General features: G+C 65.6%; 22 protein-coding genes. 15 read left to right on the top strand and 7 right to left on the bottom strand.

Annotated elements, in window-relative coordinates; genetic code table 11:
• Positions 1-57: 57 nt before the first annotated feature.
• A complete protein-coding gene (locus M2333_RS14745; RefSeq protein WP_413716505.1) occupies positions 58-1155 on the top strand; it encodes a branched-chain amino acid aminotransferase in 1098 nt (365 codons plus the stop codon).
• A gap of 92 nt (positions 1156-1247) precedes the next feature.
• Positions 1248-2144, top strand: a complete 897-nt coding sequence (locus M2333_RS14740; protein ID WP_264577164.1) for a pirin family protein — start codon at positions 1248-1250, stop codon at positions 2142-2144.
• A gap of 31 nt (positions 2145-2175) precedes the next feature.
• Here M2333_RS14740 and M2333_RS14735 read toward each other — a convergent pair whose 3' ends face one another.
• A complete protein-coding gene (locus M2333_RS14735) occupies positions 2176-3726 on the bottom strand; it encodes a winged helix-turn-helix transcriptional regulator (protein ID WP_264612266.1) in 1551 nt (516 codons plus the stop codon).
• A 216-nt stretch (positions 3727-3942) separates the two neighbouring features.
• Here M2333_RS14735 and M2333_RS14730 point away from each other — a divergent pair, with 216 nt between their 5' ends.
• From M2333_RS14730 to M2333_RS14715, 4 genes are all read left to right on the top strand, one after another.
• Entirely contained in the window at positions 3943-4506 is a 564-nt protein-coding gene (locus M2333_RS14730; RefSeq protein ID WP_264612265.1) for a hypothetical protein, read from the top strand.
• Positions 4507-4725: 219 nt separating this feature from the next.
• Positions 4726-5661 carry an SDR family NAD(P)-dependent oxidoreductase gene (locus M2333_RS14725; RefSeq protein WP_264612264.1) on the top strand — a complete coding sequence of 312 codons (936 nt, stop codon included), beginning with the start codon at positions 4726-4728 and terminating at the stop codon, positions 5659-5661.
• A 33-nt stretch (positions 5662-5694) separates the two neighbouring features.
• Positions 5695-6681 (top strand): zinc-dependent alcohol dehydrogenase family protein, encoded by a 987-nt coding sequence (locus M2333_RS14720; RefSeq protein ID WP_264604627.1) that lies wholly within the window; start codon positions 5695-5697, stop codon positions 6679-6681.
• Positions 6682-6713: 32 nt separating this feature from the next.
• Positions 6714-7709, top strand: a complete 996-nt coding sequence (locus M2333_RS14715; RefSeq protein WP_264612263.1) for an alpha/beta hydrolase — start codon at positions 6714-6716, stop codon at positions 7707-7709.
• A 75-nt stretch (positions 7710-7784) separates the two neighbouring features.
• On the opposite strand, the gene M2333_RS14710 is transcribed toward M2333_RS14715, so the two are convergent.
• The 5 genes from M2333_RS14710 to M2333_RS14690 all read right to left on the bottom strand — a co-directional run bounded on the left by M2333_RS14710 (position 7785) and on the right by M2333_RS14690 (position 12895).
• On the bottom strand, positions 7785-8954 hold the full coding sequence (locus tag M2333_RS14710; protein ID WP_264571772.1) for an amidohydrolase family protein: 1170 nt from the start codon (positions 8952-8954) through the stop codon (positions 7785-7787).
• Positions 8955-9121: 167 nt separating this feature from the next.
• A complete protein-coding gene (locus M2333_RS14705; RefSeq protein WP_264612262.1) occupies positions 9122-10021 on the bottom strand; it encodes a TauD/TfdA dioxygenase family protein in 900 nt (299 codons plus the stop codon).
• An 88-nt stretch (positions 10022-10109) separates the two neighbouring features.
• A complete protein-coding gene (locus tag M2333_RS14700) occupies positions 10110-11336 on the bottom strand; it encodes a glycerate kinase (RefSeq protein WP_264612261.1) in 1227 nt (408 codons plus the stop codon).
• Positions 11337-12305: an NAD(P)-dependent oxidoreductase gene (locus tag M2333_RS14695; RefSeq protein ID WP_264612260.1), complete on the bottom strand. Its 969-nt coding sequence runs from the start codon at positions 12303-12305 to the stop codon at positions 11337-11339.
• 89 nt (positions 12306-12394) lie between these two features.
• The gene (locus M2333_RS14690; RefSeq protein WP_181561226.1) at positions 12395-12895 is read right to left on the bottom strand and encodes a MarR family winged helix-turn-helix transcriptional regulator; all 501 of its coding nucleotides are present in this window, start codon (positions 12893-12895) and stop codon (positions 12395-12397) included.
• 230 nt (positions 12896-13125) lie between these two features.
• On the opposite strand from M2333_RS14690, the gene M2333_RS14685 reads away from it, so the two are divergent.
• The gene (locus M2333_RS14685; RefSeq protein WP_264612259.1) at positions 13126-13773 is read left to right on the top strand and encodes a c-type cytochrome; all 648 of its coding nucleotides are present in this window, start codon (positions 13126-13128) and stop codon (positions 13771-13773) included.
• A gap of 36 nt (positions 13774-13809) precedes the next feature.
• Here the strand turns inward: M2333_RS14685 and M2333_RS14680 are convergent, their stop codons facing one another.
• Entirely contained in the window at positions 13810-14931 is a 1122-nt protein-coding gene (locus M2333_RS14680) for an NAD(P)/FAD-dependent oxidoreductase (protein ID WP_181561224.1), read from the bottom strand.
• A gap of 100 nt (positions 14932-15031) precedes the next feature.
• On the opposite strand from M2333_RS14680, the gene M2333_RS14675 reads away from it, so the two are divergent.
• The 8 genes from M2333_RS14675 to M2333_RS14640 all read left to right on the top strand — a co-directional run bounded on the left by M2333_RS14675 (position 15032) and on the right by M2333_RS14640 (position 23145).
• Positions 15032-15505 (top strand): prepilin peptidase, encoded by a 474-nt coding sequence (locus tag M2333_RS14675; protein ID WP_181561223.1) that lies wholly within the window; start codon positions 15032-15034, stop codon positions 15503-15505.
• 55 nt (positions 15506-15560) lie between these two features.
• The gene (gene cpaB, locus M2333_RS14670; protein WP_181561222.1) at positions 15561-16532 is read left to right on the top strand and encodes a Flp pilus assembly protein CpaB; all 972 of its coding nucleotides are present in this window, start codon (positions 15561-15563) and stop codon (positions 16530-16532) included.
• A 1-nt stretch (position 16533) separates the two neighbouring features.
• Positions 16534-17982 carry a type II and III secretion system protein family protein gene (locus M2333_RS14665; RefSeq protein WP_264571765.1) on the top strand — a complete coding sequence of 483 codons (1449 nt, stop codon included), beginning with the start codon at positions 16534-16536 and terminating at the stop codon, positions 17980-17982.
• Positions 17983-17998: 16 nt separating this feature from the next.
• Complete coding sequence (locus M2333_RS14660) at positions 17999-18658, top strand: CpaD family pilus assembly protein (RefSeq protein WP_264612258.1); 660 nt, start codon at positions 17999-18001, stop codon at positions 18656-18658.
• 1 nt (position 18659) lies between these two features.
• Complete coding sequence (locus M2333_RS14655) at positions 18660-19949, top strand: AAA family ATPase (RefSeq protein ID WP_264612257.1); 1290 nt, start codon at positions 18660-18662, stop codon at positions 19947-19949.
• Positions 19950-19995: 46 nt separating this feature from the next.
• Positions 19996-20991 carry a type II secretion system F family protein gene (locus tag M2333_RS14650; RefSeq protein ID WP_264604618.1) on the top strand — a complete coding sequence of 332 codons (996 nt, stop codon included), beginning with the start codon at positions 19996-19998 and terminating at the stop codon, positions 20989-20991.
• Positions 20992-21006: 15 nt separating this feature from the next.
• The gene (locus M2333_RS14645; protein ID WP_264577623.1) at positions 21007-21993 is read left to right on the top strand and encodes a type II secretion system F family protein; all 987 of its coding nucleotides are present in this window, start codon (positions 21007-21009) and stop codon (positions 21991-21993) included.
• 96 nt (positions 21994-22089) lie between these two features.
• The gene (locus M2333_RS14640) at positions 22090-23145 is read left to right on the top strand and encodes a mannose-1-phosphate guanylyltransferase/mannose-6-phosphate isomerase (protein ID WP_264612256.1); all 1056 of its coding nucleotides are present in this window, start codon (positions 22090-22092) and stop codon (positions 23143-23145) included.
• Positions 23146-23279: the final 134 nt, after the last annotated feature.

The following is a 23279-nucleotide window of genomic DNA, read 5'->3' as shown; positions in this document are numbered from 1 at the left end:
ATGACAGCCTGCGTTTATCCTGATACCGCCTGCGCCACCTGAACCCATCCAGCCTCAATGGACAGATTTCGCATGTTGGACTTCACGACCCAGCCGCTCGCCACCCCCACCTCGCCCGAGGACCGTGTTGCCGCCATGGCCACGCTCGGTTTCGGCACGCTCTTCACCGATCATATGGTGACGATCCGCTATACCGAGGGGCAGGGTTGGCATGATGCCGTACTGGGTCCGCGCCAGCCGATCCCGCTCGATCCGGCAGCGGCGGTGCTCCATTATGCGCAGGAGATTTTCGAGGGGCTCAAGGCCTATCGCCTGCCCGACGGCTCCGTCGCCAGCTTCCGCCCAGAGGCCAACGCCGCCCGCTTCAACCAGAGCGCCACGCGTCTTGCCATGCCGCATCTGCCCGAGGAGCTTTTCGTCGAGAGCATCCGCAAGCTGGTCGCGGCGGACATCGACTGGGTGCCGGATGCGGACAAGGGCAGCCTGTACCTGCGCCCCTTCATGTTCGCCAGCGAGGCCTTCCTCGGCGTCCGCCCGGCGCGCGAATATGTCTATTGCGTGATCGCGTCCCCGGTCGGCGGATATTTCAAGAGCGGCAAGTCGGCCGTGACGCTGTGGGTCAGCCATGATTATGTCCGCGCGGTCCCCGGGGGCACCGGTGCTGCCAAGTGCGGCGGCAATTATGCCGCGAGCCTGCAGCCGCAATCCGTCGGCATCGAGCATGGCTGCGACCAGGTGCTGTTCCTCGACGCGGTCGAGCGCAAATGGATCGAGGAACTGGGCGGCATGAACATCATGTTCGTGTTCAATGACGGCACGATCATCACCCCGCCGCTCAACGGTTCGATCCTGCCCGGCGTCACCCGCGATTCGCTGAGGCTCGTCGCCGAGGACGCCGGCTACACGGTGAAGGAGGAACCCTACAGCTTTGAGCAGTGGATGGCCGATGCCAAGAGCGGCAAGCTGAAGGAAGCGTTCGCCTGCGGAACCGCTGCCGTCATCACGCCCATCGGCGAGGTGCGCTCGACCCAGGGCGATTTCATCATCGGCAATGGCGATGGCGGCGAGGTGGCCCGCGCGCTGCGCGAGGCGCTGGTCGGCGTGCAGCTGGGCCAGAAGCCGGACCAGCATGGCTGGATGACCCGCCTGGCCTAAGCGGGTTGGCCTGAACGGGCCGGCAGACGGCCGGGAACGGAGCGGGTCATTCTGCAAGGATATGAACCAGTCTATCTGAAGGAACAGACCCGATGACCTTGCGCCCGACCGGCATCGACAATGTCGACATGATCATCCTGCCGCCCGTGCGCGATTTGGGCGACGGCTTTCAGGTCCGGCGCGCGCTGCCATCGGCCCATCGCCGGATGGTCGGCCCCTTCGTGTTCTTCGACCAGTTCGGCCCGACGACCTTCTCGGCCGGCGAGGGCCTGGACGTCCGCCCCCATCCGCACATCGGCCTCGCCACGGTGACCTATGTGCTGGAGGGCGAAATCCTCCACCGCGATTCACTGGGCAAGGTGCAGCCGATCCGCCCCGGCGCCGTCAACTGGATGACGGCGGGCCGCGGCATCGTCCATTCCGAGCGCAGCGCCGATGATACCCGCGCCGCAGGCGGGCCGTTGTTCGGCCTCCAGACCTGGGTCGCGTTGCCGCAAGCGAAGGAAGAGGTCGATCCGGCTTTCTTCCATCACCCCGCCGACACGATTCCCGAAACGGAGGCAGAGGGCGTGCGCATCCGCGTCGTGGCGGGCAGCAGCGACGGGCTGACTTCGCCGGTGCAGGCCTTCTCGGACATGCTGTACGCCGACGTCACCCTCCAGGACGGCGCGCGCTACCGGCTGGGTACCGACCATATCGAACGCGCGGTCTATGTCATCTCGGGCGGGCTGGCGGTGGAAGGCCAGAGCGGCGGTTTCAACGCCGGCGAGCTGGTGATCTTCAAGCCGGACAGCGAGATCGTCCTGCGCGCCAATGGCCCGACCCGCATCATGCTGGTCGGCGGCGAGCCATTAGATGGGCCACGGCACATCTACTGGAACTTCGTTTCCAGCTCCCGCGATCGCATCGAACAGGCCAAGGACGACTGGCGGCAGGGCCGATTCGACACCGTGCCCGGCGAGCGCGAGTTCATTCCGCTGCCCGACTAGGCCTGAACGATCTCAGGCCGGGCGGAGGCCTTCAATCCCGATCCATTTCCTGGATCGCCCGCTCCCGATCGAGCTGGACTTCGGCATTATGCGTCAGCGCATCGAATGTCGTCATGAAGCTATCGAGCTGGTCGGCAGGGATGCCCTGAAACAGGAACTCGCTGCGCCGAACCGCTGTCTCCTCGATGATCTGGCTCACCGCGCGTCCCTTCTCGGTCGGACCGAAGAAGCCGTGGCGGCGTCCCGGGCGTCCGGTCCGCTCGATCAGGCCGATCTCGATGAGATGATTGACGGTGCGGCCCGCCTGGCTCTGGTCGCGCGCCAATGCCAGCACCAGCTGGGGCCAGCTGATCGGCGGATTGCGGCAGATTTCCGCCATGACCCAGGTCTCGAAATTCGACAGGCTGGTCTGGCGCTTATGGGCAAGGGCACCGCCGCGCAGCATGTAGGAGCACAGAGTGACGAAGGGCGGCAACACGCGTGAGCGGTCCGCCGCCACACCGTTTTCGTCCGGCAGGCCTTCATCGACGAGATCCTGAAATGCCACGGTTTCGAGCCGCTGGTTGCTCGCCGCCTGCTTGCGCTCCTGCTCGAACAGGGCGATCGCGCGGGTCAGCAGCAGGTCCAGCACGCCGGAGAGCGTCTGAAGCTCCTCGTCGCTGATGCCGAAGGTCAGCTCCCGATTGCGCAGCTCGGCATGGCGCTGCAGCCGATCCGCCAGCTGCTTGCCGCTCGGGCTAAGCCGGATGGGGCTGCGGATGCCGCTGCGCAGCAGCAGGGCGACCTCGCCCATGCGCTTGATCGCACGGCTGATCTGCGCCTTGTCGACACCGCAGGCCAGGGAAATCTGCGCGAGGGTCATGCCGCCCTGGACATGAAGGAGCAGCAGGATCCGGCGGTCCAGCTCGTTGATATGCGCCGTGCGGGCGAAGGAGATATTCGCGCTCTCGCGGGCATTGCGCAGAAAGACCCAGAGCTTGGACTGGAACCGGGCCTGACGCTCATCCCGCGGCCCGGGCGCCGGCGACGGCGCATCGACGGCGATGCCGTCGAGCAGGACATCCAGCTGGCGATCGAAGGAACTGTCAGTCCCGGAAGGCTCTACGCGGGCCTGCTCGACCAGCGTCCACCCGATCACGAAATGCTCGAGCGCCTGCGCGATCACGCGGGCTTCATCGAGCGCGAGGCCGACTTCGCACAAGGGTGCGACGGCGTCCGGCGTCCCCACCGCGAGAGGAAAGCGCGAGGCGACATGCGCGAACAGCCTGGCGCCATCGCGACTGGAGAGCATAGCGACCCGGCTGGTCTGCGCGCGCAAGGCAAGGCGACCGCGCCAGCCCGGGCCTGCGGCGGCGCCCTCGGCAGCACGCACCATATCCTGCGCCAACGCCGTCAGAAGTTGATCGTCGCTCGCGAAATGCTCTTCGATTTCGGCCGGATCGGCTTCAAGGTCGGCAGCGACGGCCTGCAGGGTGCAGCCGTCCAGGCCCGCCCGGCCCAACAGGGCCAGCCCGGCGCTGATAATCGAAGCCCTGTTGATTCGCGCCCGGACCGAACCGAGCGCCGCGCGCCCCTTATTCATGATGACCGATCCCCAAAGACCCACCTTTCGCGTGATTCGGCCAGATTCATCGCATTTTCGAGCAGCGGTCAATGTTTATGCAAAATAATCAGACATGATCGTCATCCCCGAGCGATCCGTAAAATCGTTAGACCCGCAATAGATGGCGTAGTAAGATTTTCGCCACGCGGACGACCGCGTCACGAGAAGACAAGATATGTGGGAGCGAGAGGACCGGTGATCAGCAAATCCGTGGCGGCAGTCAGCGCCTTCATCATCGTCGCAACCGGACTGAGCGGTGTGGCCCAAGCACAGGGCAGCCTGAACGACCAGTTGGCAACCTGCGCGAGAATTGGGTCCACGGAAGCCCGCCTCGCCTGCTACGATTCGGTGGCGCAGCATAATCAGCCGCAAGGCGGTGCCTCTTCTCCCGCGCCTGTGCCAGGCGCCTCCGAGTCCGGCAGTGCGAGCCGCACGTCCACACCCGCACCGGCTGCCCTGCCTGCCCCTGCAGCGACGACCGGCTTTGGCGCCGAGCAGGTGGAGCGCGCCACGCGCCAGCCGCGCGCATCTCAGGACGACAAGGAAACGAGCGCCACCGTGGCAAGCGTGCGCGAGATCGGCCCGGGGCTCTGGCAGGTCACGCTCGGGGATGGCGCCGTCTGGCGGATGACCGAGCGGATGACCGCCTTCCAGCCGCCCGCCCCCCAGGACTCGGTCACCATCCGGAAGGGCGCGCTCGGCAGCTATCTGATGCAAGTCGGGCGGCAGGCAGCTGTGCGCGTCAACCGCGTGCGCTGATCGCGCGCGGCATCCGGCGGAAAGACCTAATCAACAAACCGCCGGCTTGCTGCGAGCGGGATCGGCCCCGCGCCTACCGCCAGGTTATCGCACATGGGCCCGTTGCTCGCCCCATCCACACCAGGCACGCGCTGCCGCTTTTTTGTGGACTTAGTCATTCTGATCTCGATAGGGCCGTGCCATCCCGCATGACCAGGCGGATTGAGGAGAGGTGATCTGATGTTGAACGTGAGTGGCAAGACGGCCTTCATCACCGGCGGCGCAAGCGGCATGGGCTGGGGCATGGCAAAGGCCTTCGGCGAAGCGGGGATGCGGGTCATTATCGCCGACATCCGTCAGGACGCGCTCGATCAGGCGATGGAAGGCTTTGCCAAGACCAATCTGGCCGTTCACGCCATCAAGCTGGATGTCGCAGACCGCGATGGCTGGGCACGCGCCGCCGATGAAGCCGAGGCGCAGTTCGGCAATATCCATGTGCTGGCGCTCAATGCCGGCGTGGGCGTGACCGGCTCGATGCTCACGGCGACCTACAAGGACTGGGATTTCAACATGTCCGTCAATGTCGGCGGCGTCGTCAACGGGCTCGTCACCATGCTGCCGCGGATGCTCAAGCATGGCGAGGAAGGGCAGATCGTCGTCACATCCTCGACCGGCGGCTTTTCTGCCGTGGGCAATGCCGGGCTCTATTGCGCCGCCAAGTTCTGCGTGGCCGGCATGTTCGAAAGCCTCGCCACCGATCTGCGCGGCACCGCGCTTGGCGCCTCGGTCTTCTTCCCCGGCCCGGTGCAGACCCAGCTCGGCAGCACGACCAACGCCACCCGCCCCGAGCATCTGCGCAATGATGCGCCGCCCCCGGCCCCCGAGGCCGTCGGCGCGAAGAAGGATGCGCGGCCGGCACCCGGCTTCGACCCAAGCCTCTTCATGTCCAGCGAGGAAGTAGGCGAGCGCGTGCTGCGCGGTATCCGCCGCCGCGACCTGTTCATCATGACCCACCCGGAGTTCCAGCACGGGATCGAAGCGCGCAGCAACGCGCTGGTCCGTGCCATTCCGGTTGAAGCGCCGAACGAGGCCCGGGCCAACCTCGTCGCCCAGTTCGGAACGCTCATGTACAACCCGATCTACGACGAGCAGCAGCCGCTCGACGAACCGCTTTGAGACGGCGGAACTGACCGCAACAGGAGAGAACAGATGGCAAAGGTCGTCCGCGTGCATGAACTGGGGCCGCCTGACGTGCTCCGTTTCGACGAGATCGCGGTCGGCGCGCCCGACCCTGGTGAAGTGCGGATCAGGGTCGAAGCCATAGGCCTCAACCGCTCCGAAGCGATGTTCCGCGCAGGGCGCTATCCCACCAAGCCGACATTGCCGACGCTGATCGGCTATGAGGCCTGCGGCATCATCGAAGCTCTGGGCGATGGCGTGTCCGGCTTCGCCGTCGGTGATCGGGTCTGTGCCCTGCCCATGTATCCGCTCGGCCAATATGGCGTCTGGGCCGAGCAGGCGATCGTGCCGGCCCGCTGCCTGCTGCACGCACCACCCGGGCTCAGCGCCGCGCAGGCTGCGGCAGTGTGGATGCAGTATATGACGGCCTATGCGATCATCGAGGTCGGCAAGGCCGGCATCGGCGATTATGTCATCATTCCCGCCGCCTCCAGCAGCGTCGGTCTCGCTGCGATCCAGCTCGCCAACTGGGCCGGCGCCGTCTCGATTGCCGCCACGCGCACCAGCGACAAGGCCGAGGCGCTTAAGGCGCACGGGGCCGCCCATGTCATCGCGACCGGGGAGACGGATCTGGTCGAGGCCGTGATGCAGATCACCGACGGCAAGGGTGCGCGGCTGGTGTTCGACCCGGTGCAGGGGCCCTATGTGCAGACGCTCACCAGCGCGATGGCCGAGCGCGGCATCCTGTTCATCTATGGCGGCCTGTCCGAACAACCGACCCCCTATCCGCACTGGAACATGGCCTTCAAAGGCCTGTCGATGCGTGGCTGGGTCGCCTCGGAAATCTGGAACCATCCCGAGCGGTACAAGCGCGCGCAGGAGCACATCCTGCTGGGATTGAAGCTGGGTAAGCTCAAACCGGTGATCGCGCGCACCTTCCCGTTCAGCGAGATCGTGGAAGCCAATCGCTATCTGGAATCGAACCAGCAAATCGGGAAGATCGTCGTCACTGTCTGAACCGGATGGCGGCGTCGCTGCGGGAGAGAAATATGGCGGATGAAGAGCACGGCCAGACCAGCGTGAAACTCCCGGCGCGGGACATCCCGCCGCCACGGACGATCAGCCCGCAAGCCCGGCAAGCGCTGATCGAAGGCGCCGCCACGCCGGCGACGAACTGGCCTGCCGCGACCGATCTGGCAGGCTGGCGGGAACGGCTGGCGGCCAGCAACGCCATGTGGGAGCCGATGGCGCAAGCCATGCTCGCCGCGCTACCGGTGACCATCGACACGGTGCAGATCGCCGGCGTGACCTGCCATGATTGCGTGCCGGATGCCGGAACAGCTAATGATGGTCCGGTCTATCTCTTCATTCATGGCGGCGCCTTTGTCTTCGGCGGTGGCGCATTTGCCAAGGCGACCGGCGCCCGGCAGGCAGCGGCGCTGGGCTACCGGGTCGTTTCGGTGGATTATCGTATGCCGCCCGACCACCCTTACCCGGCTGCGCCGGAGGATTGCCTTGCGGTATATCGGGCGTTGCAGGCCGGGACCGATCCGCGCCGCATCGTGATTGGCGGCAGTTCCGCCGGCGGCAATCTCGCCGCGGCTGTGACGCTGATGATTCGCGATCAGGGCCTGCCGCTCCCCGCCGGTCTCGTGCTGCTGACGCCCGAAGTCGATCTGACCGAGTCGGGTGACAGCTTCCTCACCAATGAAGGGCTGGATGTGGTGCTCAAGCGCGGGCTGCCGGAGTGCAACGCGCTCTACGCCAACGGCCATGACCTCACGCAGCCCTATCTCTCCCCGCTCTTCGGCGATTTCACCAGCGGCTTTCCGCCGACACTGGTGCAGACTGGAACGCGCGATCTCTTCCTGTCCAATTCCGTGCTCTTCCACCGCAAATTGCGAGAGGCGGGCGTCGATGCCGAATTACATGTGTGGGAAGCGATGCCGCACGCCGGGTTCGGTTGGGGCGAGGTGCCGGAGAACAGGGAAATCGAGCGCGAGGTTGCGCGGTTCATCGCGCGCGTAGTGCCGCAGCCTACCTAACGCTGCCTCAGGCTGGCCATGAAAAAAGGGAGAGCGCGCGCCCTCCCTTTTCCTATCTCACAGCGAATTGCGCGCTTACTCAGCGGCAATCGCGTCGACGCGGGCCGGAATGTCCAGCCCATAGAGCTTGGCGGCATTCTCATAGGCAATCTTGCGCACCAGCGCCGGATCGGCGCCCTCGGTGAACTCGGCCAGCACCTTGCGGCTGTTCGGCCAGATGCTGTCCGGGTGCGGATAGTCCGTCGCCCACAGCAGCTTGTCCTCACCATAGAACTTGTGCAGCGCGATTGCCGTGGGGCTCTGCTGGAACGTGCCGTAGACCTGCCGCTTGAACAGCTCGGACGGCTTCATCTTGTGCGGAATGCCGCCACGCGCGTTCCAGAATTCTTCGGCTTCCCACAGGCGCCAGTGGCGATAATCCAGTTCCTCGATCACCCAGGGCAGCCAGCCAATGCCGCTTTCCGCGATGACGATCTTGAGGCCGGGGTGACGCTCGAGAATGCCCCAGGCAAAGAGGTCCACAAACGGATCCATGAACTGCTCGATGAACATCTTCACATGCAGGAAGGTGGCGCCCGGGCTGCCCTTATATTTGTCGAACGCGCGGCTGACGCTCGGGAACACGGTCACGTGGAAGGAGAGAATGATGTTATTCTCCTCCAGCATGGTCCAAAGCGGCTCCCAGCGCTCGTCCTCAAGGCGCGGCTGGGCCATGGCGATCTGCAGATTGGCCTGCTTGAAGCCGCCCAGATCGACGATCTTCTGCAGCATCGCGACGGCCGCCTCCGGCTCGGGCGGCAGCATCGGCACGCCGATCAGCCGGTCGGGAGCGGCGGAGCAGAACTCCTTGAGCCATTCATTATAGGCGCCGTAACAGGCGTCGCGCAGTTCCTTGTCGTCGAAATCGAGCGAGGTGACCGGGCCGAAGATGACATGCGCGTACACGCCATCCCGATCCATGTCGGCCAGTCGCAGTTCGGCGACCGCAGGGCGGCGCTCGGTCTGATCGACGATGCCGCCGCGATCCAGGGCGGTGAAGATCGGCTTGGGACCGGTCATCGTGCTCGGCGCACCGGACCAGCCGCCCAGGCTCTTGCCGTCGCTCATCCAGGTGGCGCGGCCATCGACCATCTCGACCTTGGGGCCGCGATCCTTCAGATGGTCGGGCAGCCGGCTCGTCCAGAGATCGGTGGGAAGTTGATTGAGATCGAGGTGATCGTCACAACTGATCAGCGGATAATCCATGGGCCTGCTCCTCTCGCCTGAAGACCGAATGAAACGAGGACGGCTTTGTGCCGACAGCCTTCGGTCCTCAGCAATGTAATTAGCTACCTAACTATCTTGCAGCTTTTCATGGAGCAATGCAAGCATTTCCGTCGCCTTTGCCCTTCGGTTCAACCGGTCGGCGCTCGTCAGTCGGAAATAGCGCGCAACGGCGCGGTGATCGCGCTGCGCTCCTTGCCATATTCATTGACGTTCGCGCGGCGCAAATCGCGCTTGTAGCGCACATAATCGAACGCAGTCCCGCGGTGCAGGGCATAGCGATTGTCCCAGATCAGCAGGTCGCCCTGGCGCCATTTGTGCGCGTAGATAAACTTCTCCTGACTGGCGAAGGCGATCAGTTCGTCGATCAGGGCCGTGCCCTCGGCATCGCTCAGCCCCTCGACGCGGAACGCATGGCTGCCCACGAACAGGCTCTTGCGACCCGAGGGGCTGATTCGGACCATTGGCTGCATCGCGCCCGGCATGATCTCGCGGATTCGGGCCGCTTCTTCGGGGCTGGCGCCGCCCTTGATGCGGCTGGCCGCAAAGCTGTGCTCGGCGACGAGAGGCTCGATGCGATCCTTCATCGCCTGCGGAAGTTCATCGTAGACATGGCGCAGATCTACGAACTCGGTGTCGCCGCGCTCCGGGGGGACGATCACGCCGCGCAGCATCGACCATTTGCTCGGCATGTCGTTGAAGCTGCTGTCTGCGTGGAAAATCTCATTGCCCTTGGCAAATTTGGCCCGCAGCGATTCGCGGTCCACGATCTCGCCGTTCACGTCGAGATTGGAGGCATCGTAGAGGCCGTAGGCCATCCGCCGCGGCTCATCCGGCCGATAGACGCCGGGCAGCTCGAGCGGGCCGAAGGCGCGGGCAAAGCGCAGATGCTCCTCATCCGTGATATGCCCCTGGCCGCGGATGCACAGCACGACGTGCTCGTCCATCAGGCGTTCGACGAGATCGATCAGCGGCTGATCGGGGACTTGCGACAGGTCAGGGCCGGACAATTCGGCGCCAAAAATCGGATGCAGCCTCCTGACTTCCATAGCACCTCTCCCGTCTCACACGTTTGTGCAGCTTCTATTAATTCCGATTCAAATGATTTGCAAATTCAATGCTTGCGATGCCGAGCCGTCAAGGATCGACCAGGATGATCCGCAAATCGTTGACGTTGGTGAGCGTCGGTCCGGGCGTGAACAGCGCACCCACTTGACCGAGAGCCCCCCCGGCGTCGTTGGCGGCCTGCACCGCCTCAACATCGATGCCGGCCTCGTCCAGCGCAAAGCCGGTTTCGCCATCGACATAGGCGCCCGCGACATCCCGGTTGCCGTCCACCCCGTCCGTATCGGCGGCCAGCGCGGCGACGCCGGGATGGTCGGCGATCTGCCCGGCCAGCTCCAGCGCATATTCCTGATTGGGACCACCGACCCCGTGGCCGGCAACCGTCACCGTCAATTCGCCGCCCGAGAGCAGCGCGCAGCGTTGGGTGCGATTGTGCGCCAGGATCGCGGCCTGGGCATGACGGCGCGCGACCTCGCGCGCATCGCCATGGGCCTCCCGATCGAGAATGACCGGTTCATAACCCTGCGCCTGCAAAAATGCGGCGGCGGCATCCAGCGCGTCATCGGGGCGGACGACCACCTCAAACCGGCTCTCCGCCAGGCGGGGATCATCCGGCTTGATCGATTCGCTCCAGCCGCCCGGATCGGCAATGCCATAGCGCGCCAGCACGGCCTGCGCCTGTGCCACCGTGCTTTCATCGCCCACGGTCGGGCCGGAGCCGATGTCCTGCGGCACATCGCCGACCACATCCGAGACGGCAAGGGTCACGACCTGCGCCGGCCAGGCGGCCGCCGCGAGGCGTCCGCCCTTGATGCGCGACAGGTGGCGCCGCACCATGTTGATCTCGCCGATCGACGCGCCGGAGCGCACCAGCGCGCGGGTCACCGCCTGCTTGGCCGCGAGATCGAGCGGCGGGGATGGCGCTGCGAGCAGGGCCGAGGCCCCACCCGAAAGCAGCACCAGCAGCAGATCGTCTTCCTCCGCACTCTCAGCGAGCGCAAGACAGCGCTCTGCCGCCGCAAGACCTGCGGCATCCGGCACGGGATGGCTGGCTTCGACCAGCTCGATGCGGGTGAGCGGGCCGCCATAGCCAGTGCGGGTCACGGCGAGGCCGGTGGCATCCGACCAGTGCTGCTCCACCGCCTGCGCCATCGGCACGGCGCCCTTGCCTGCGGCGATGACGAGCACGCGCCCCTCGGGCCGGGGCGGCAGGGCCGCAATGATCGTCTCGGGCCGCTTGCACGCCGCCACAGCGACGGCAAAAGCCTCCTCCAGCAAAGCGCGCCGGTTCATCGCCATTTAGCGGGCCGCCAGGAAGGTTGCGACATTCTCGCCGGTGCGCCGCGCCACTTCCGTCACCGCCTGTGCGCTCAGCCATGCCGAGTGCGGCGTGACGATCACATTGTCGCGTTGAGCAAGGCGCAGAATGGGGCTGCCCGGTGGCGGCGGCTCGACCGGCGCCACATCGATTCCGGCGCCGCCGATATGGCCTGACGCCAGCGCGTTCTCCAGCGCATCGAGATCGATCAGGGCGCCGCGCGCGGTGTTGATGATGACGGCACCAGCCTTCATGCCGGCCAGCGTCTGCGCGTTGATCATGTGCCGCGTATCGTCCGTCAGCGGGCAATGCAGGCTGATGATGTCGCTGGTCGCCAGCACTTCCTCGAAGGCCATACGTCCCTCACCGGCAGGCTGCCCCTGGCGCCCGGCGAACACGACATCCATGCCCATCGCCTGCGCGCGACTGGCGACGGCCTGCGCAATCGCGCCGCTGCCGAACAGACCGAGCCGCTGCCCGACAAGATCCCGCACGGGCGCGGCGAAGACGCAGAAGGCCCGGCCGTTCTCCCATTGGCCATCAACCACCGAATTGCGAAACGGCACCAGCCCGCGAGCGAGCGCGAGGATCAGCATCATCACATGCTCGGCGACGGATGTGCCGGCGTAACCCACCACATTGCGCACTTCGATGCCTTGGGCCTTGGCCGCGACGCTGTCGACCACGTCCGTCCCGGTCGCCGTCACGGCAATGAGCTTGAGGTCCGGCAGCGAGCCCAGCATGGCGGCGTCCAGCCGCACCTTGTTGATGATCGCCACCTGCGCGCCGGCGAGGCGGGCAGCCACATCGTGCGGCTCGGTGAAATCATGCTCGATCCACTCATGCGCGATATCGGGGCGGGGAATCTCGAAGCCGCCCATCGTTATCTTGTCGAGATGCACAATGCGCGGCGCGCCGTGCGCTGCCTGCTGGTTCGTGCCCGTTGCCATGCGGATCGCTCTCCCTAGATCGTTCGCAATGCAACTATCTAGCGCGGCAGGCCAAGTCCAGCGCCTGATGCGCCGGACCCGACGGGCAATCAGCCCATCGGCGATTCGTACAGTAATCTCATGAGCTTGTCGGTGACGACATTGACCTGATCGATCTCCTTGTCGCTCAGCCCTTCCAGCACCGACGCGCGGAAGGCGTGGGCAACCGCCATGATTTCATCCAGCGCTTCCTGCCCGGCCGGCGTGAGCTGGATCAGCTTGGTGCGCCGGTCGCTGGGGTCCTGCAACCGCACCACCAGGCCATCGGCTTCCAGTGTATCGAGCATCCGCGTCAGGGTCGGCCCTTCAATGCCGATCCGCTTGGCGATGGCAATCTGGGCGCTCGGTTCCGGTGACCGGGCGATCGTCGAGAGCGCTTCCATGCGGGCCGAACCATAGCCCAGCGGACGCAGGCGCTCGTCCAGCATCGCGCGATAGCGGCGCGCAACGAGGATCATGCGATAGGTGAACCCATATTCGCGATCCAGCCGGCTCCCACCGGTGATCGTCGGCAGGACGATGGCTGCCGGTTCCTCAGAATTCTCAGCCAATAGTAACCCCCACGTGGCCGGCGCGCCTGATTGCAAGTCGTTCCAAAGGCCCGATCATTTGCCCCCTGTCAACCCGAGAGCTGACGCCCGGCCGGATTGCCGCCCAGCCGGCCGGCGTATCGCAATGCACAATTGAGTGTTGACGCTGCCCGTCCGCCACGCCAGATGCTTGGGCACAAGCCCGCGAGGGTTGGAGAGGACGACAGAAAAGATTGTTGGGAGTTGCTGCAATGTCCACCCTTCGCGCGCTGTCGACTCGCGCTCACGCTGCCCTGATCCTGCCTTGCCTTGCCGTCCTTTCGGCCTGTGGCGGCAGTGCCGAACCGGTCCAGAACAATGTTTCCGAACCTGACAATGTGCAGGAAAACGCCGTGAACGCGGCGGCGGTGCCTGTCACAAATGAAGCCAGCAATCAGGCGGCGGCCACACCCGCGCCGGCTGCGGAGGCGACAGAGGCTGCAGCGACAAAGCCTGCCGCCGAAACCGCAGCACCCAAGGAAACCGCAGCGGCCACCCCGGCCCCCGCGAAGGTCGCAACCTCGGCGCCCGCCAGTGCCCCGGCCGCCGCGCCGGAGGGCGATGCCGCCAATGGTGCCAAGCTGTTCGCACAATGCCGCGTATGCCACTCTGTCGAGCCTGACAAAAATGGTCTTGGCCCCTCGCTTCACGGCGTGGTCGGCCGCAAGGCCGGAACGCTCGCCGGGTTCAATTACTCGCCGGCCGTCAAGGGGAGCGGCATTACCTGGTCGGCATCTGCGCTGAATACCTATCTGCGCTCGCCGATGAAGGCGATGCCGGGCACCAAGATGGCGTTTGCGGGCATTGCCGACGATGCCAAGCGCGCCGACGTCATCGCCTATCTCCAGACCCTGAAATAAGCCGCCAGGCTGAAGCCGAGCCCATGAGGTCCGGCTTCAGCGGGACGACCCGAACCGATCCGGCGCATAGATGGATGCATCGATGTGCCGGACCGCCGTCGGCAGCGCCTCGCCGAGCAACGTGGCCGCGCCGATCTGTGCTGCGGCAGGCGCCGTCTGCATGCCGAAACCGCCCTGCCCCGCGAACCAGAAAAAGCCGGGCACAACCGGGTCATAGCCGTAGACCGGCAGCCGGTCGGGCGCGAAGCTGCGGAGTCCTGCCCATTTATGCTCCACGGCCGCGACCGGCCAGTCGGTGACCTGCATAAACCGATCGACCGCGCGCGCGACATCCAGCTCTTCCGGCACCACGTCGCGTGCATCGTCCGGCGTTTCGTCATGCGGGGTCACCCACAAGCGCCCCTGCCCTTCCGACTTGAAGTAGAAGCTTCCATCGAGCGCGATGACCAGCGGGACATGCGCGGGCGCCGTTGGGCAGCGCAGTTGCACGACCGTCCGGCGCAGGGGCGTGATGCCCAGCGGCACGACGCCGCAACGCCGGGCGACATCATCGGCCCAGGCGCCGGCTGCATCGACGATGATGCCGCACACCAGCGGCCCGTCGCTGGTCTCCACAGCCCAGCCAGCGCCCTCCCGGCGCGCTGAAAGCAGCCGATTCGTCAGCCGCTCTTCCGCGCCGCCGCGTCGTGCGGCCCGCCGATAGGCAGCGAGAAGCCCGCCGGTATCGATGTCCGCACAGGAGGGGGCCGCGACACCGATCGTCCATTCGTCGCGGATGCCCGGCACAGCCTCGGCAAGCGCCTCCCGCCCGAGTCGCGTGAACTGGACGTCGCTGCTCGCGAAATCGGCAATCAAGCGGTCGGCTAGCACCTGTTGATCATGACGGCCGAGATGGATGGCGCCGCGCGGCGAGAGAAAGCCATGCTCGGAAAATGACGGCTCCGGCCGCGCCAGCATCGGCCCGCTCGCACTGGTCAACGGCTGCACGCCGGGGCCGCCATAGGTTTCTTCCCAGAACGCCACCGACCGCCCGGACGCGTGATAGCCGGGCTGATCTTCCTGCTCGATGAGCATGACCCGAGCGTTGCCGGCAATGCCAGCGGCCAGACTGAACCCGGCGATCCCGCCGCCGACAATCAAGATATCGACCGAGGTCATCGGCACCGCTCCGAATCGGTGGCAGCGCGGCAAAGCCAGGGAATGCGCGGGAGATAGTGGTTACGCTTTGGTAAGGCGTACACTCTAGTCGTGCCCCATCATGTCGGGTGTCTGGATATCGACAGCGCTCAGCGCCATGCTGGCTTTGCTCCTCATATGGGGAGCGACGACGGACCTGCGCAGCCGAATCATATCCAACCGACTCAATCTGGCCATCGCGCTGCTCGCGCCCTGCTGGTGGTGGGCCAATGGCCTGTCCTTCTATCCTGACGTTCTGCTGCAAATCGGCCTGGCCGCCGCAGTTTTCCTGCTGTTCACGGGCTTGTTCGCGCTCGGCATGATGGGCGGGGGCGACGTCAAGATGCTTGGCGCGCTGGCCTTGTGGCTTCCGCTGGCGGCAATGTCGACCCTCATCATCGTCATGGCGCTGATCGGCGGCCTGGTCACCATCGTGACCGTCGTCCACCACCGGACGACGCGCCGAATCGGCCAGCCGGAGATCCCCTACGGCGTCGCCATCGCGCTCGCGGGCCTTTGGGTTCTCGGCGAACGCTATCTTAACCATTTGACTTAATGATCACGCGGATTGGGGCCGGGGGTGGCTCCGCCGACTGGAGGCGAGTTTCGAAATGGAACCGAAGAAGATCGCGCTGCTTGCTGGCGCGTTGATCATAGCGGTGGCGGCGGCGTTTCTCGCCCGGTCCATGTTCACCAGCGGCGGGGGATCGCCACAGGCAACGGCATCGGCCATGCCCGATACCGCGCAGATGCCGCATGTGCTCGTGGCCACCAAGCCGCTGCCGGTCGGCACGATCGTGGGGCCGGATGCCTATCGCTTCCAGCCCTGGCCCAAGGAACTGGTCGAGGACGCCTATTATATTCAGGGGAAAGCCGACGAGGCCCAGATGGTCGGCGCCGTGGTGCGCACCGCCATCGCGGCAGGCCAGCCGGTCACGCAGGGATCGCTGATCAAGCCGGGCGATCGCGGCTTTCTCGCCGCAGCCCTCAGCCCCGGCATGCGCGCCGTGACGGTGCCCGTCTCGGTGCAGAGCAGCGTTGCCGGTTTTGTTTTCCCCGGTGATCGCGTCGATCTGGTTCTCACGCAGAGCGTGCCTGGCGGCGGCGACGGCCCGCCCCTCAAGGTCTCCGAGACCATCCTGCGTAACCTGCGCGTGCTGGCGACCGATCAACGCACCAACGCCCTCGACGAATCGGGCAATCCGGTGGTGCGGACATTCTCCAACGTGACCATGGAAGTCACGCCGCGCATGGCCGAAAAGATCAGCGTCGCCCAGACTGTCGGTGCCCTGTCGCTGGCGCTGCGCTCGCTGGCGGACAACACGCAGGAGCTGGAAGCCGCGCTGGCCTCCGGCGACATCGATGCGGTGGATGCCGAGAATGGCGGCAACACGCTGATCACCGCCGCGCGGCCGGTCGATGGCCGCTCCACCTATTCCACCGGTGCCGACGTCTCGCGCTATCAGCGCAGCACGGTTCCCGCCAAGCCCATTGACCCCTCGGGCGCGCCGTCCGGCAATGGTCCGATGGTGCGCGTGGCGCGGGGGACGGCGGTCACCAATGTCGAGCTGGGGAGCAAGTGAGATGAGCAGCCCGTCTAGGCTCCGTATGGCGCGCACCGCGACCGGCGTTCTTGCCACCGCGCTCGCCCTGACCGTCAGCGCTACCGTGGCGCCGGCCCTTCATGCCCAGGCGACCATGGCGCCCAAGACCGACGGCACGCTGCTGCTGGCCGTTGGCGAAAGCCGGGTGATCAACCTGCCGGCCAATCTCACCGACGTGGTGATCGCCAACCCCAATGTGGTCGATGTGCATGTCCGCTCGCAGCGGCAGGTCTATCTGATCGCAAAGGCATCGGGCGAAACCAACGTGTTCATCACCGCGCGCGACGGCAAGATGCTCTACGCCAATGCCGTGCGGGTGGGGAACAACATCACCAGCATCGACCAGATGCTCCGCCTCGCCATGCCCGAATCGGATGTGCAGGTGAACACCATGAATGGCATGGTGCTGCTCACCGGCACCGTTGCGGCGCCGGAAGACGCAGCGGAGGTCCAGCGGCTCGTCCAGGCCTTCTCGGGCGCCGACACCAATGTCGTCAGCCGGCTGCGCACCGCGACGCCGCTGCAGGTCAACCTGCAGGTCCGCATTGCGGAAGTGAACAAGAACTTCACGAAATCGCTCGGCTTCAACATCCTGACGCAGGATACGACAGGCGGCTTCCAGTTCGGCATCGGCCGGGGCAACCCCGGCTCGCTGGCGACGGGCCAGTTCAACGTCATCGAGAATGGCACGTCCATGGCCTTCGCGGGCAATCTGCTCGGCCTCAATGTGCTCAGCACGCTTGATCTGGCTGAAAATCAGGGCCTGGCGGTTACGCTGGCCAATCCGAACCTGACGGCGCTCTCCGGCGAGACCGCGAGCTTCCTCGCGGGCGGCGAGGTACCGATCCCCATCGCGACCCAGCAGCAGGTCAGCGTCGAATATAAGCAATATGGCGTCAGTCTGGCATTCACTCCCACGGTGCTCGCCAATGGCCGCATCTCGATGCGCGTGCGGCCCGAGGTCTCGCAGCTCGACAGCAGCTCGGCGGTGCGCGTGAGTGGGTTCGACATTCCCGGCATCCAGACCCGCCGCGCGGAGACGACCGTGGAACTGGGCTCGGGCCAGAGCTTCATGATCGGCGGCCTGCTCTCCACGGCGAGCGGCAACACGATCGAGAAGACGCCGTTCCTGGGCGACATCCCCATTCTCGGCAATCTGTTCAAGTCGCAGAGCTATCGGCGCCAGGAAACCGAGCTGGTGATCATCGTCACGCCCTATCTCGTGCGCCCGGTCGACGCGCGCCAGATCGCGCTGCCGACTGACGGTTATCGCAATGCCGATGACGCGCAACGCATTCTGGGCGGGCAGATCCAGGACGGCAGATCCGGCGATGCCCGGCCCACGCCGCAAGCCCTGCCCCCCAAGACGGTCGAGCAGGGCAGCGTCGCCGCGCGCTCGGGCAATGCCGCACCCGGCTTCAGCTTCTGAGGTGGAAGGACGAGAGATGACCAAGACAAGCTTCTTCCGCACAGCCGGCACCGCGACCCTGATGGCACTGGCCCTCATCGGCCAGTCCGCCGATGCCCGCTCCCGCGAGGTCAATCGCGGGGTCGAGCCAGTGCATCAGCCGGTCGTCGAGCGTACCGATTTCGTCTTCGACCTGAACCCGGACGGCGCAGGCACGCTCAGCCGCATGGACGAGCGCCGGTTGACCGTCTGGTTCAACGCCCTTGGCCTTGGCTATGGCGACCATGTGACGCTCGCCGGCGATACCAGCGGCTCGCTGGCGCTGCGCGACGGCGTGACGCAGGTCGTGGGGCGCTACGGCCTGCTCGTGGATGGCGAGGCGCCACTGACGGCAGGCGCACCGCCCATCGGCGGCCTGCGCGTCGTGGTCAGCCGCTCGGTCGCCAGCGTGCCGGGCTGTCCCACATGGCGGGACAAGGCGGAAGCCAATTTGAGTGGCGGCCTGAGCGACAATTATGGTTGTGCCATGGCCACCAACCTCGCAGCCATGGTCGCCGATCCGCGCGATCTGGTGGAAGGGCGCGAGGGCGGCCTGGACGTCACCAACGTCGTGAACAGCAAAGCCATCAAGACCTATCAGGAGACGGCCCCGACGGGCGCCGGCGGCCTGCAGGGCATGTCGGTGGGAGGCAAGTGAGATGAACGCACCCTGGAAAGCCGGCGGACCGCATGGCCGCGATGCGTTTCACGCCTATGTCTGCGACGATCATAGCCTCGAGGTACTGCGGACAGCGGTGCAGGAGATGGGTTGGCCGACCGAAAAGCTCTACAAGGGCGGGCTGCGCAATGCCGTGCAGTCGCTCTCGATGTCCGCAAGCCCCAACATTCTCTTCGTCGACCTCTCCGAATCGGCCGACCCGCTCACCGACATCAACAGTCTGGCGGAGGTCTGCGAGCCGGGCACGGTGGTGATTGCCTCGGGGCAGGTGAACGACGTGCGCCTGTACCGCGATCTCGTCGCCAGCGGCCTGCAGGATTATCTGCTCAAGCCGCTCGCCGTCGACACCATGCGCGACATTCTCACCGGCGCTCAGGCGGTCTTCCTGACGCCCAAGCCCGAGGTGGCGAGCGAGCGGGCGCACATGATGGTGTCTGTCGTTGGCGCGCGCGGGGGCGTCGGCGCCTCCACTGTCGCCACGTCACTCGCTTATCTCACCAGCGCGCGCGGCAAGCGCTCGACGGCCCTGCTCGATCTCGACGTGCATTTCGGCACCGGCGCCCTCGCGCTCGATCTCGAACCGGGGCGCGGCCTCACTGATGCGGTGGAAAATCCCAGCCGCATCGACGGGCTCTTCATCGAGCGCGCGATGGTCCGCGCCAGCGAAACGCTGGCCGTGCTCTCGGCCGAAGCGCCGATCAGCCAGCCATTGCTGACCGATGGATCGGCTTATTTCCAGCTGGAGGAAGAGCTGCGGTCTGCTTTCGAATGGACGTTCGTGGATATGCCGCGTGGCATGTTGGTCCAGCACCCGCATTTGATCCATGAATCCAGCGCCATCGTGCTGGTCACCGACTTCACGCTCGCGGCGGCGCGCGACACCATCCGCATCCTCTCCTGGCTCAAAACGAACGCCCCGCAATCGCAGGTGATCGTCGCCGCCAACAAGGTGCAGGTCGGCGTGGCGGAGATCACCCGCAAGGACTTCGAGCAGAGCATCGAGCGGGCCATCGACGTTGTGCTGCCCTATGACGCCAAGGTCACCGCACAGGCGGCCAAGCTCGGCAAGACGGCAGCGGAAAGCGGCCGCTCCAGCAAGCTGGGCCAGGCTTTGCTCGATCTGAGCAACCGACTGAACTCGGCCGACCTCGGCGAGACGGGCGCAAAGGGCAAGAGCGGCGGATCATTGATCGGACGGCTGCTGGAGGTGAAGATCCCCGGCAAGACGAAGAAGAAGATGGATGCCGATTCCGTGCCGGGCAACGATTGACGCGATGCCGGCGCCTGCGAGCAAGACGTAACTGGATGACACTCTGATGAATAGCCAGCTTCTCCTGCTGATCCTGCTCGCGGCGATGGCCATCGCCTTGCTGGTCATGGCCCTCTCCGGGCCGTCCGCCGACCGCGTGGGGAGCCGCCGGATCGCTGCCATTCGCGGGCGCCATGCGAGCAGCGAGAGCAACCAGATCGAAGCGCGGATGCGCAAGGCGATTGCCGCGCGGGGACTCGATCAGGGGCATCTGTTCACATCGCTGATCCCGAACCCGGAATTGCTCGCCACTCGGCTGCGCATGACGGGCAAGAAATGGACGCTCAGCCAGTATGTCACGACGTCCGTCGCGCTGGCGATTGCCGTGCTCGCCATCATGGTGCTGCGCGATTATTCGTTTCTTCTGTCGGTGCTCGTTGCGACCGCGATCGGTTTCGGGATTCCGCATTTCGTCGTCGGCCGGCTGATTGCCCGGCGGGTCAACAAGTTCACCACCAACTTCCCTGACGCGCTCGACCTGCTCGTGCGCGGCCTGCGTTCCGGCTTGCCGGTGGGCGAGACGATGATGGTCGTCAGCCAGGAAATCCCCGGGCCGGTGGGTGAGGAATTCAAGCTCATCACCGAGCGGATCAAGATCGGCCAATCGATGGACCAGGCGCTGCAGGAAACCGCCGCCCGGCTCGGCACGGCGGAATTCAAGTTCTTCTGCATCACCATCAACATCCAGCGCGAGACGGGCGGCAATCTGGCCGAAACGCTCGCCAACCTCAGCAATGTGCTGCGCCAGCGCGCGCAGATGAAGCTGAAGATTCGCGCCATGTCGTCCGAGTCCAAGGCATCGGCCTACATCATCGGCGCTCTGCCCTTCATCGTCTTCGGGCTGATCAGCTGGATCAACTTCAAATATATGTCGGCCTTTTTCATCGGCGATCCCAATGGCGTGTTCGGCCTCAGCCTGATGCAGGTCATCGCCATCGGCGCGATGATGTGGATGAGCATCGGTGTGTTCATCATGGCCAAGATGATCAGCTTCGAGATCTGAGGGGAGCGCGCGATCATGCAATCCACCGGCGCCACGCTCTTTGGCCTCACCGCAGCCGATCTCGGCACCTTACTTGCCGCCATGGCGACCTTCGCCGTGCTGGTCGCGCTCTACGCCGCCACGACGGTGCGCAATCCGATGGGCCGGCGACTGCGGGCGCTGAACGATCGCCGCGAGCAGCTCAAGGCCGGCATCATCGTTGCCCCGTCCAAGCGGCGGACCAAGATCGTCCACCAGAGCGACACGACCGACTGGATGCAGCGCTTCCTGTCCTCGCTCAAGGTGCTGCAGGACGATCAGGTCAGGGATGCGCAGAAGAAGCTCGCCCAGGCCGGCATCCGCTCCAAGGAATATGCCATCGCGGTGATTTTCGCGCGGCTGGTGCTGCCGATCGCCGTGGGCGGCTCAGCGGCTCTGCTGATTTACGGCTTTGACCTCTGGCCCCACTGGGGACCGCTCAAGAAGTTCGGCGCCTTCGCCGGGGCCCTGCTGCTCAGCTACAAGGCGCCGGATCTCTATGTCGGCAACAAGGTCACCAAGCGCTCCGACGCGATCCGCAAGGGTATTCCCGATGCGCTCGATCTGCTGGTGATCTGCGCCGAGGCCGGCCTAACCGTGGACGCCGCCTTCGCGCGCGTCGCCCGCGAACTGGGCTCAGCCTATCCCGAACTGGGCGAGGAATTTCAGCTCACCTCCATCGAGCTCTCCTTCCTCACCGAGCGGCGCATGGCCTTCGAGAATCTAGCCGAGCGGGTGGATGTCGAGGCGCTCAAGGGTGTCGTCACCACGATGATCCAGACCGAGAAATACGGCACGCCGCTGGCCTCTGCGCTGCGCATCCTTTCCGCCGAATTCCGCCATGAGCGCATGATGCGCGCCGAGGAAAAAGCGGCGCGCCTGCCGGCGATCATGACCATCCCGCTGATCCTGTTCATCCTGCCGACGCTGTTCGTCGTCATTCTTGGCCCGGCGGCCTGCTCCATCAAGAAGGCACTGCTTTAAACGGGCATTTCATCGCGGCTCGCCTTGCGGCCGCGTGGACCGTGCGCCACTAGGACAACAGTCGCCATCGTGGAACCGGCTATCAGGAGACCGTCATTGCCCGCTCAGATCATCACGCCGGTCATCCTCTCGGGAGGATCGGGCACGCGGCTCTGGCCGGTCAGCCGCAGCGAGCATCCCAAGCAGTTCATTGCCCTCACGGCGCCGGAAACCATGTTCGAGCTGACGCTGGGCCGGGTAGCCGGTCTCGAAGGCGGCGCGACGCCCCTGGTTGTTGCGAACGCGGCCCATGCCGAGATCATCCGCAAGCAGGCGGGGCCCGAGTTGACGCTGATACTCGAGCCGAGCGCCCGCAACACGGCGCCGGCCATCGCGCTGGCGGCGTTGGCTCTGGAAGAGAGCGACAGCGCCCTGCTGGTGATGCCGAGCGATCATGTGATCGCTGACGTCCCGGCTTTCCATGCCGCCATCGAGCGCGCCCGGCCGCTGGTCGCCGATGGCTGGCTCGTGACCTTCGGTATCGAGCCGACCGCACCGGAAACTGGTTTTGGCTATATCGCGCTCGGGAACGAACTGGCTGCGGGCGTCAACACGGTCAGCCGCTTTGTCGAAAAGCCTGACGCGACGCGCGCCGCGCAGATGCTCGCACAGAGCGGGCACGTATGGAACGCCGGTATCTTCCTGTTCGGCGCCCGCGACTTTCTGGCCGCACTGGCGACGCACCAGCCCGCGATGTTGGCCGCTGCGCGCGCGGCGATGGCGGCAGCCACCCGCCAAGGTGCCGCGATTCTGCCGGATGCTGTGGCCTTCGCGCAATGCCCGTCCGACTCGATCGATTATGCGGTGATGGAACGGGCGGACAAGGTCGCCTGCGTCCCGGTCAGCATGGGCTGGTCCGACGTGGGGAGCTGGGATGCGCTCTACGACCTCGCCGATAAGGATGAGGCGGACAATGCCCTGCAGGGCGCCGCCTATGCCATCGATGCCAACGGGTGCCTGATCCGCAGCGATGGCCCGGCAGTGACCGTCGTCGGCGCGGAGGACCTGATCGTCATCGCATCGGGGGACGAGATCGTCATCCTCCCGCGCGGGCGCTCTCAGGATGTCCGCAAGGCTGTCGCGGCATTAAGCGAGCGGCCGGGGCATTCATGAATCGCGCCCGCCCTCACTGGCTGCGGGCACTGCTGATCGTCCTGGCGTTGATGATCGTCCTGCCGGTCGTCGCGCAGTTCGTGTAGTCGCGCGACCGCCAGGGGCACTTCCAAGCGCAACAGGCTCGTGGCAAG

Source organism: Sphingobium sp. B11D3B, from assembly GCF_025961735.1.
Taxonomy (GTDB): domain Bacteria; phylum Pseudomonadota; class Alphaproteobacteria; order Sphingomonadales; family Sphingomonadaceae; genus Sphingobium.
The sequence above is the reverse complement of the archived record's forward strand: the minus strand, read 5'-3'. Positions and strand labels throughout refer to the sequence as shown.

Bases quoted from the DNA above. Each gene is read 5' to 3' on its own strand.
- M2333_RS14675 (WP_181561223.1), top strand. From the start codon at position 15,032: ATGTCGGGTGTCTGGATATCGACAGCGCTCAGCGCCATGCTGGCTTTG.
- M2333_RS14725 (WP_264612264.1), top strand. From the start codon at position 4,726: ATGTTGAACGTGAGTGGCAAGACGGCCTTCATCACCGGCGGCGCAAGC.
- M2333_RS14720 (WP_264604627.1), top strand. From the start codon at position 5,695: ATGGCAAAGGTCGTCCGCGTGCATGAACTGGGGCCGCCTGACGTGCTC.
- M2333_RS14735 (WP_264612266.1), bottom strand. From the start codon at position 3,726: ATGAATAAGGGGCGCGCGGCGCTCGGTTCGGTCCGGGCGCGAATCAAC.
- cpaB (WP_181561222.1), top strand. From the start codon at position 15,561: ATGGAACCGAAGAAGATCGCGCTGCTTGCTGGCGCGTTGATCATAGCG.
- M2333_RS14645 (WP_264577623.1), top strand. From the start codon at position 21,007: ATGCAATCCACCGGCGCCACGCTCTTTGGCCTCACCGCAGCCGATCTC.
- M2333_RS14680 (WP_181561224.1), bottom strand. From the start codon at position 14,931: ATGACCTCGGTCGATATCTTGATTGTCGGCGGCGGGATCGCCGGGTTC.
- M2333_RS14700 (WP_264612261.1), bottom strand. From the start codon at position 11,336: ATGGCGATGAACCGGCGCGCTTTGCTGGAGGAGGCTTTTGCCGTCGCT.
- M2333_RS14695 (WP_264612260.1), bottom strand. From the start codon at position 12,305: ATGGCAACGGGCACGAACCAGCAGGCAGCGCACGGCGCGCCGCGCATT.
- M2333_RS14655 (WP_264612257.1), top strand. From the start codon at position 18,660: ATGAACGCACCCTGGAAAGCCGGCGGACCGCATGGCCGCGATGCGTTT.
- M2333_RS14650 (WP_264604618.1), top strand. From the start codon at position 19,996: ATGAATAGCCAGCTTCTCCTGCTGATCCTGCTCGCGGCGATGGCCATC.
- M2333_RS14715 (WP_264612263.1), top strand. From the start codon at position 6,714: ATGGCGGATGAAGAGCACGGCCAGACCAGCGTGAAACTCCCGGCGCGG.
- M2333_RS14745 (WP_413716505.1), top strand. From the start codon at position 58: ATGGACAGATTTCGCATGTTGGACTTCACGACCCAGCCGCTCGCCACC.
- M2333_RS14665 (WP_264571765.1), top strand. From the start codon at position 16,534: ATGAGCAGCCCGTCTAGGCTCCGTATGGCGCGCACCGCGACCGGCGTT.
- M2333_RS14660 (WP_264612258.1), top strand. From the start codon at position 17,999: ATGACCAAGACAAGCTTCTTCCGCACAGCCGGCACCGCGACCCTGATG.
- M2333_RS14685 (WP_264612259.1), top strand. From the start codon at position 13,126: ATGTCCACCCTTCGCGCGCTGTCGACTCGCGCTCACGCTGCCCTGATC.
- M2333_RS14705 (WP_264612262.1), bottom strand. From the start codon at position 10,021: ATGGAAGTCAGGAGGCTGCATCCGATTTTTGGCGCCGAATTGTCCGGC.
- M2333_RS14740 (WP_264577164.1), top strand. From the start codon at position 1,248: ATGACCTTGCGCCCGACCGGCATCGACAATGTCGACATGATCATCCTG.
- M2333_RS14710 (WP_264571772.1), bottom strand. From the start codon at position 8,954: ATGGATTATCCGCTGATCAGTTGTGACGATCACCTCGATCTCAATCAA.